This is a genomic window from Lactobacillus ultunensis DSM 16047 (assembly GCF_001436305.1).
GTDB classification, from domain to species: Bacteria; Bacillota; Bacilli; order Lactobacillales; family Lactobacillaceae; genus Lactobacillus; species Lactobacillus ultunensis.
Window position 1 is genome coordinate 1 of record NZ_AZFO01000056.1, and the last position, 7,752, is coordinate 7,752.

Annotated in this window: 9 protein-coding genes and 1 pseudogene; 3 read left to right on the forward strand and 7 right to left on the reverse strand. The window is 30.5% G+C overall.

Going from position 1 to position 7,752, the window contains the following annotated elements; translation table 11 throughout:
- The 5 genes and pseudogenes from FC57_RS10015 to FC57_RS10030 all read right to left on the reverse strand — a co-directional run.
- The coding region (locus FC57_RS10015; protein WP_056990029.1) for an ATP-binding cassette domain-containing protein at positions 1 to 1,263 on the reverse strand (1,263 nt) is incomplete at its 3' end.
- A 188-nt stretch (positions 1,264 to 1,451) separates the two neighbouring features.
- Positions 1,452 to 1,832, reverse strand: a pseudogene (locus FC57_RS11375) (ATP-binding cassette domain-containing protein); the annotation flags it as partial.
- Positions 1,833 to 1,898: 66 nt separating this feature from the next.
- A complete protein-coding gene (locus tag FC57_RS11380) occupies positions 1,899 to 2,879 on the reverse strand; it encodes an ABC transporter transmembrane domain-containing protein (RefSeq protein WP_007125780.1) in 981 nt (326 codons plus the stop codon).
- A 45-nt stretch (positions 2,880 to 2,924) separates the two neighbouring features.
- Positions 2,925 to 3,320 carry a cytidine deaminase family protein gene (locus FC57_RS10025; protein ID WP_187364795.1) on the reverse strand — a complete coding sequence of 132 codons (396 nt, stop codon included), beginning with the start codon at positions 3,318 to 3,320 and terminating at the stop codon, positions 2,925 to 2,927.
- 65 nt (positions 3,321 to 3,385) lie between these two features.
- Positions 3,386 to 4,117 carry a tyrosine-protein phosphatase gene (locus tag FC57_RS10030; RefSeq protein WP_007125782.1) on the reverse strand — a complete coding sequence of 244 codons (732 nt, stop codon included), beginning with the start codon at positions 4,115 to 4,117 and terminating at the stop codon, positions 3,386 to 3,388.
- A 352-nt stretch (positions 4,118 to 4,469) separates the two neighbouring features.
- Here FC57_RS10030 and FC57_RS10930 point away from each other — a divergent pair, with 352 nt between their 5' ends.
- Positions 4,470 to 4,637, forward strand: coding sequence for a hypothetical protein (locus FC57_RS10930; RefSeq protein ID WP_007125783.1), 168 nt, complete (start codon positions 4,470 to 4,472; stop codon positions 4,635 to 4,637).
- Positions 4,637 to 4,993: a toxin-antitoxin system HicB family antitoxin gene (locus FC57_RS10035; protein ID WP_007125784.1), complete on the forward strand. Its 357-nt coding sequence runs from the start codon at positions 4,637 to 4,639 to the stop codon at positions 4,991 to 4,993. Before FC57_RS10930 ends, FC57_RS10035 begins: the two co-directional genes overlap by 1 nt.
- A 93-nt stretch (positions 4,994 to 5,086) precedes the next feature.
- Here the strand turns inward: FC57_RS10035 and FC57_RS10040 are convergent, their stop codons facing one another.
- Complete coding sequence (locus FC57_RS10040; protein WP_007125785.1) at positions 5,087 to 5,926, reverse strand: CPBP family intramembrane glutamic endopeptidase; 840 nt, start codon at positions 5,924 to 5,926, stop codon at positions 5,087 to 5,089.
- A 199-nt stretch (positions 5,927 to 6,125) separates the two neighbouring features.
- Here FC57_RS10040 and FC57_RS10045 point away from each other — a divergent pair, with 199 nt between their 5' ends.
- Entirely contained in the window at positions 6,126 to 6,317 is a 192-nt protein-coding gene (locus FC57_RS10045; RefSeq protein ID WP_007125786.1) for a hypothetical protein, read from the forward strand.
- Positions 6,318 to 6,647: 330 nt separating this feature from the next.
- Here FC57_RS10045 and FC57_RS10775 read toward each other — a convergent pair whose 3' ends face one another.
- Complete coding sequence (locus FC57_RS10775; protein WP_156655821.1) at positions 6,648 to 7,739, reverse strand: MFS transporter; 1,092 nt, start codon at positions 7,737 to 7,739, stop codon at positions 6,648 to 6,650.
- Between the last annotated feature and the right edge of the window lie 13 nt (positions 7,740 to 7,752).

The window sequence follows — 7,752 nt, forward strand, 5'->3', positions numbered from 1 at the left end:
CGATTTAACTAGCACCACGCGTATAGTAATATTTTGCTGTATTGTACCTGGAAAAAGATTAGGATCTTGTGGAATATAACCAATTTTTGACATATCAGGGTTGATTTTGTTTCCATTCTTATCCTCAAACTTAACCTCTCCGTGACTTGGCTTAATTATTCCTAAAATCAACTTAAACAATGTGGTTTTACCTGAGCCTGAATCACCGGTTAGAAGAATTTTTTCACCTTGTTTAATCTTCAAATTGGGATATTGTAATGTTTCACCATTAGGAAATGTTAATGCTAGATCTTGAGTTTGAATAATAAATGGGACTTCTCCCTTTGCTTTATCCTCAGTTGAAATCTTCTTAGTGTCTTGGGTTATGTCTATCATCAGAGCCTGTGTTGATCTCATCATTGTTAAGCCTTCAATTGTTTCTTGCATGCCAAAGGCAACATTCGTAGCAAAATTTTGCACAGACAGAATCGCACCAAAGATAACTAGATTTCGTTCTACCAAAATACCAGTTACACCAAGTAAAACAATTGTTGACAATAATGCACCAATCCCATTTAAAATGCCTAAGATCTGTTGTTGAGTAATTTGATTAATATTGGCCTTTTCTAATTTTTGTGAAGCCCTACTTTGGACTTGTAATAATTTATCTCCTGCAAAATATCTTTTTAATTCACTTAATCCAGAAAACCATTTACTTAATGTATTTAAATACTCTTTATTTTCATCTGAAACTTCAATCGTCGCATGTTCTAATTTCTTATCAATTATTTTAGGCAGAAAATATGAAATAGTATCAATTATCAAACTTAAAATGAAAACAACCCAATGAACAGTGAGCAAAGCAATCAAAGAAGCTACCAACATTGAGCCATAAAAAGGAACAATTACATACCATTCAAAAAAGTTGTTTTTAACAATATTAAAATCATTTGTTAAACGATTTTGAAATTCCGAAACTTTATGATATTTTCCATCTTTAAAATAATGTTCAGCTATTTGGTCTCGTAATTTTTTGAAATATTCTTCTTCTTGAATATTATTCAGATATTGAACGAAATAAATTACGGATTGAGCAAAAAACCAACATAATGCCATTAGAGCTGTAGTAATTCCTACTTCAAACCAGGCTTTATTTTTAATATATGTGAGCCAATACATTTGAATATAGCCAGCTAGAATTCCACTTGTTCCAGACAAAATAGATAAAAAAGTAATAAAGAAAAAACGTAATTTATTTATATTAATGAAGCCTTTAAAAGACATTTAATTCGCCTCTTTTATTAAATGAATTTCTCGATCGAACATATCTGTTGCTTCTTGTGAGAAATTATGTGCGATCATAATAATAGTTTGGTTTGATTCCAGTAATTCCTTTAATATCTCTTTAGTAGCTTTTCTATCAATTGCACTAGTCCCTTCATCAATTAATAACAAATCACTATTATGAATANTAATAACAAATCACTATTATGAATATTTGCCCGAGCCAAAACTACTTTTTGCTTTTGTCCACCTGATAAGTTTTCATGATCTAAGTCTATAAGTGTCTTTAGTCCCTTTGGAAACTTCTGTATATCTTTACCCAACTTTACTTTTTTAATTGTATTAGGAATTTTCTTAGCCAGTTTTGAGTTAAACATCGTAATATTATTTTCAATTGTGTCTGGGAAAAGAGTATTATCTTGAGCAATATAACCTATTCGCTCAAAATCAGGTACAAATGAATGACCTTCCTCATCTTTATAAATTACTTCTCCCCTTTTAGGCTTAACTTGGCCGAGTAATACTTTAAATAAAGTGGATTTTCCTGTGCCACTATCACCTGTAAGCAATACCTTTTCTCCTTTTCTAATCAGAATGTGAGGATATAAAATATTTTCTCCATTTTTAAAAGAAACTTACAGATTATTAACTTCAATTTGTGCAATTTTTTTAGAAGAATTATTCTTTGCCACAAATTTTACAGGTTCTTGAAATTTTTTAATTTCTTGTCTAAGTTTTTGAGAGGATTTAATTTGATTTAGACTGTCTGCCAAATAAGTAATTGCATTCATAATCTGATTAGCAAAAATACCAGAGGTGATTACTGCACCAAAGACAATTTGCCCTGTCGCATAAAGATATATTGAAAGAGCAAGCAGCAAAACTATCCCTAAAAGAGAAACTATTGAAGTCGCTGCTGTTGCCAAGTTACCCCAGTAGCAGTCTTTGATAGTAGCTGTTTTCAATCCAGAAGTAGAATTTTTAATTGCCTTTTTATAACTTCCGAAACTAGCATAACGTCTTAACTCATCAAGACCAGAAGCCCATTTTTCAACTGTATCAAGCAATTGCTCATTCCTTTTAGTAACCATAAAAGTTGCAGAAGATGTTACTTTTTCAAATAATTTTGGAAGATACAATCCAATAAAAGAAAGTAATAAAGTAAGAGCCACTAGACTCCAATTAAATGTAAATAATACTCCTACTGAAAATAGGATCGTCAATACTCTGCGACATAAAATTAATAATGGAGTAGTGTATTTAGAAGTTAATTCTTGCATGTTAGAATTTAAATTATTTTGAATTTCTGCAACATTCTTGTTGCCTTTAATAAAAACAGATCTACTTATATTTGAACGTATTTTATGTATATAATCTTGAATTTGTTGGTTATACAAAATAGTTATAACTGAATTTAAAATTGTATCAGTAAATTGCAAAACAGCTGATACTACAATAAAAAGCAAAAATAGATTTACTTTATTTCGCTTAATATAGTTAAAAGCTGGTGTCATAAAGTAAGTGGCACCAGTTAAACACATTATTTCCAATATTAGTAAGATACCAGTACTAATAAATCGAGCCTTGTTTGTTCTAAAAATCCCATTGATACTCACCTAAATACACTTCTTTTCTAAATAAAAATTACTTAATTTTTTAATCTATAGCCACCAATTTGGTGTTAATTCACTTAGTGTCACAACTTTCCCGTGTTCATAGTTCATCATTATCTCGACATTCTGATAATTTTTCTCCATCAGCTGAACCATAAATTCACGGCATGCTCCACATGGCGCACCGTTCTTGCCATTGGGCATAATAGCTAAAACACGTTTAATTTCTTTTTCTCCGTTAGTAATCATATTAAATAGTGCATTACGTTCGGCACAGATTCCTAACGTACATGCTGTATCTACACAAACTCCAACATAAATTCTATTTGATGCTGATAAAACTGCAGCGGCTACCCCACCAGCTTCCATATGATTTGAAATCTTGCGGGAGTTTTGAACTTCTTTGGCAGCTTCATGCATTTCTTTCCAAGTTTGACCAATCATTTTACTCATCACTTTTCTAAATACAGCTCACGCAACTTCTGTCTTAATTCCATAGTCACGCCAAGCTATTTGCTTAAATAGTTTTCAATTCCGTCAAATTTTTCTTCAATTGTCAGAAGAATAATATCAAAAAGAGTATCTGAAGCCGAACTTAAAACACGCATATTACTCCTAAAAATCAAGTTCTCTCCTGCTCGTTTAAACTTCTCATCTCGTTTAGCCCGATACTCATTAAGAATAAAATTAGAGGTTAAATAGTCTTGTCTGATTATTTCTAAATCAACGCCCAAAATATATAAAACGAAGAAATTAACAAATCCGGTACGATCTTTGCCCTCAGTACAATGGTAAATTACAGCACCATCTTTAGTTTCTGCTAGAATTTGCAAAACTTGAACAACGGTTTTCTGATCAAATTCTGTAATAACATGATCTTGATAATGGTCGCGCATCATTTGAAGAGCTGCATTTAGGTCTTGATGATACAACTTATCAGCATTGCCAAGACTTGAAGCATCTCCTAAAGTCCCATTTTCTTGGGAAAGTGGTAAAGAAATATTCTCTACATTTTTAATCATTGGATCGGGATGCCTATCTCTTTCGGATTTAGAACGTAAATCAATAATTTTAGTTAGACCATAACCTGACAGAAAATTTTTATCTTTGTCAGTAATTTGGCTAAGATCCCCTGTTCTAATTAAGCGATGCGACTTTATTTTTCTTCCTTGATAACCTACTAGTCCACCAAGGTCCCTGGGATTAATAACTGAAGATAAAGGCAGTACATTTGGTTGCATGTTTGTCTTTCCTCCTTTTCTGATAAATGATTTGGGACTTTAAGTAATAAAATTATGATAAAAATCATTTTTAACTAATCTACCATAAAATGACTAGTTTGCAAAACGTATTTTCCATTACTAATTAAGCAACTTCAATTATGTTCCGTTATTAGTTAATTAAATTTGCAGAGTGAAGCTAATTAGTTGAAAAAAATAACTAACATATATAGAATGATAGTATCAAATATGATATCATCTCTTTATTAAGTAAAAGGGATGTGTTCTTATCAATAAAATTAAGAAGCTAGAAGATAAGTTTAGGCAAGTACCTATTAGAAAAGACTTAACTTTTGACGAAGCTAAACGCCTTTTGGAATATTATAAATTCAGTTTAATCAATGACAATGGTGGTTCTCATTATACAATTGAACGTAAAGGCTTAAAATTTCCTACAACTATTGCTAATCATGGTATTCTAAAACGTTATAATGTTAAAGATATCATTTCCATGATTGATCAAATTAAGGAGGATAAATAATGATGAAAAAGGATCTTAACTATTACATGAGTCTTAATTATCCTACTGAATTTCAAAAAATCGTCGAAGATGACGGTGAAATTTATTATCGTATTACTGTACCTAAATTACCTGGCCTAATTGCATATGGTGATTCCATTAAAGAGGGACTTGATGATTTGGAAGGTGCAAAAAAAGCTTGGTTTTCTTCTTGCCTAAGGAGAAATATCAAGATTCCCGAACCTATACACAAAAATTATTCGGGTAAATTACTTGTTAGAATGCCTAAATCATTACATGCACAATTAGCTGAAGAAGCCGAAGAAGAGAATGTTTCATTGAATGCATTCATCGTAAGCAAATTAGCACAAGGATAAAAATATCAATATTAAAAGATGGAAGTACTTTACTGGATTAAGTACTTCCATCTTTATTTACATCATCTTGTTCATTATTATCTTTAAATTTATTCAGCCTAGCTTATCTTGGGAAAATTTATGCGCTTCTATCCCTGCCTTATAAACGATCAAGATAACTATTATATAACCAATAATTGCAATCACTGAAGATTCCATTCCAAAATCTCCACCTGTTAGTAGCATATTTTTACTCTTAACTACATATGTAAAAAGGGCATCATTTTTAGGAGTAACTGAAACAGCAAATAATGCACTCGTAATCAAATTCCATATACTATGAACAATTGCATTATTCCAGACAGAATGCTGCGACATTTCTATTAAAGAGAACATTACGCCTACCAAAGTACCTGCTACCATTAATTGAATAATACTTATTAAAGATAGATTACGGCTAATAATATGCAGTGAAGCAAAAATAATTGAAGGAACTAGAATACTTATTAAATAATTCCATCTCATAGACAATAAATTAAGAATAACTCCACGAAAAACCAACTCTTCGACAATCCCTGCTGCCAAACTACCATAGAGGATATTGAAGATAACATTCTCCATATCATAGCCAGTGTTAACGATCTTTCCTTTAAATATTAAAAAAATACCAACTACGAGCACAGGTAGCAAAACTGCTACTATTAGCCATTTAAAGCTAATTTTAAATTTAGAAATTCCTACCTTTTCCAAATTAATCTTTAAATACTTTTTGACCATCAGTTGTATTAAATAATACGTAATTACTACATATAAAATCGCACCAAGAGTAATAGAAACAAGATATATCACATGACACTTATTCAATAGAATAATTAAAAACTGAGATACAAACTGTGCTACTAACAAACATATAATTGATAACAAGGAGCCTAAAATTGTTTTACTGGTTTTCATTTTTATCCTTCCTACCTGTACTATCTATATAATACAGTAGCACAAAACTACAAAAATAAAAAAATTTTATCTATACCACACAAACATAGATAAAAGTTTCCCTCTTCATCCTGGTAACTAAATTAAAAAACATGTTTCTTTTGTAAATGCTTACATAGGCGTAAACTTAAAGTAAGATATTAGAGGAGCGTGAGTTAATATGCCTAAGAAATTAACATTTTATAGAATAATGTGGTATGTAGTATTCTTTATTTGGGCATTATTAATGCTATTTTGGCATACTAATGCAGCTGCCGGGAAAGTTTTTATGATGATTTACACCTTAGTAATACTTATTTGGGGTATTGTCATCATTCTGCAAATCCGTAAGCATAAGACAAATCATAGCTGATTTTAAGTATTTCATTGATAATATAAAAAATTCAATGCATCCACTGTACAAAGTAATTTTGATGGAAATTTGTAAGGCAATTACTTAAAATTAACCTTAAGTACTGTATGATGCTTGTTATCAAAATTTTATCTTACATAGATTTAATTTGCAGTAGTATTAAAAGCCCCCCTACCTATGTGTTCAAAACATAGATAGAGGATTCTTATTTTTATGTCAGTTTTTTACTATATTTTTTCAAAAATGGATCAAAGATAAACTTCTTTTCTAAAATATTCGAGAAGCTTAATATTAGTTCTTCTTACCTTGCCATCATTTTCACCGAAATATTTATTGCTTCGTTTTTTTCCATAAAGGAATACTTAATAATATAATTCCAAAATAAATAGCAGAAACAATATACATGATCTTCAAGTCATTAAATAGTTTCATAACGCTATCATTGAAGAATAATGAAACACTAACTAAAATTTCAGTGAGAAAAGAAACAAACGACAACATTAGGGATTTATTAGTTTCACCATAAATAGCTATGTTGCTCATTGATGAAATTTGTCCCGACATCATTCCCATTATCAATTCAATTAAAAGAAAGAACAGTAACAACAAATACCGGTCCGTCAAATAACTGCTAAGTATTAATAAAGTGATCATACAGCCAGTACTCACAACTACTAAGACTAAATTGTTTATACCATCAATTAGTTTATTGAAAGCAACAGAACCCAAAATTAAAGCTCCCATAAATAGTGTATATACTAGCGACAAATTAAAATGTAATTTATCTACATAGATAATCGACCAATAAATTAAGATGAACTGTGTCCCACAATCATAGCCAACATTCAATAATAATAAAATCCAAAATTTTCTTTTCTGGAGAAATTTCTTAAAGATTTTAATATTGTCAACCAAAGTCATATTTTCCTCATCTGCTTTATTATCAGTAAAAGAAAAAGACTTGACTAGACATACTACAAAAACCGGATATATGGCTAAACCTACTAAAGCAAACCATATTGGCAAAGTATTGTTTATATTGAATAAATACGTACCAATATTTCCACCAATTAAAGTTGTTAAATTTAGAATTATTACCTGTCGACCCATCAACTTACTGTCAGGGACCACTTTATTTTGTTCCTGTAGATCCGTTACATATGAGAGCAAAATTCCCGAATTTAATGCTAAACCTATTCCATATAGTAATTCTGCAAACGAAAAGGAAATAAAATTTCTAAATAGAATTAACAGCAAAAAACTAAAGCTAATTACTATTGCAGATAAATTAAGAATTTTTAATCTACCGATTCGATCTGATAAATATCCTGCAGGTAACAATCCCAGCATGATTCCAATACTCTGAAATGACTTGATCGAACTAATCGAAGCCGTAGGAATATGATTATTTGCATAAAACATTCTAAGCTAAATA

What these genes read in the sequence shown, in the direction of transcription:
- FC57_RS10025 (WP_187364795.1), bottom strand. Translation starts at nt 3,320, where the DNA reads ATGATTGGTCAAACTTGGAAAGAAATGCATGAAGCTGCCAAAGAAGTT.
- FC57_RS10030 (WP_007125782.1), bottom strand. Translation starts at nt 4,117, where the DNA reads ATGCAACCAAATGTACTGCCTTTATCTTCAGTTATTAATCCCAGGGAC.
- FC57_RS10035 (WP_007125784.1), top strand. Translation starts at nt 4,637, where the DNA reads ATGATGAAAAAGGATCTTAACTATTACATGAGTCTTAATTATCCTACT.
- FC57_RS10040 (WP_007125785.1), bottom strand. Translation starts at nt 5,926, where the DNA reads ATGAAAACCAGTAAAACAATTTTAGGCTCCTTGTTATCAATTATATGT.
- FC57_RS10045 (WP_007125786.1), top strand. Translation starts at nt 6,126, where the DNA reads ATGCCTAAGAAATTAACATTTTATAGAATAATGTGGTATGTAGTATTC.
- FC57_RS10775 (WP_156655821.1), bottom strand. Translation starts at nt 7,739, where the DNA reads ATGTTTTATGCAAATAATCATATTCCTACGGCTTCGATTAGTTCGATC.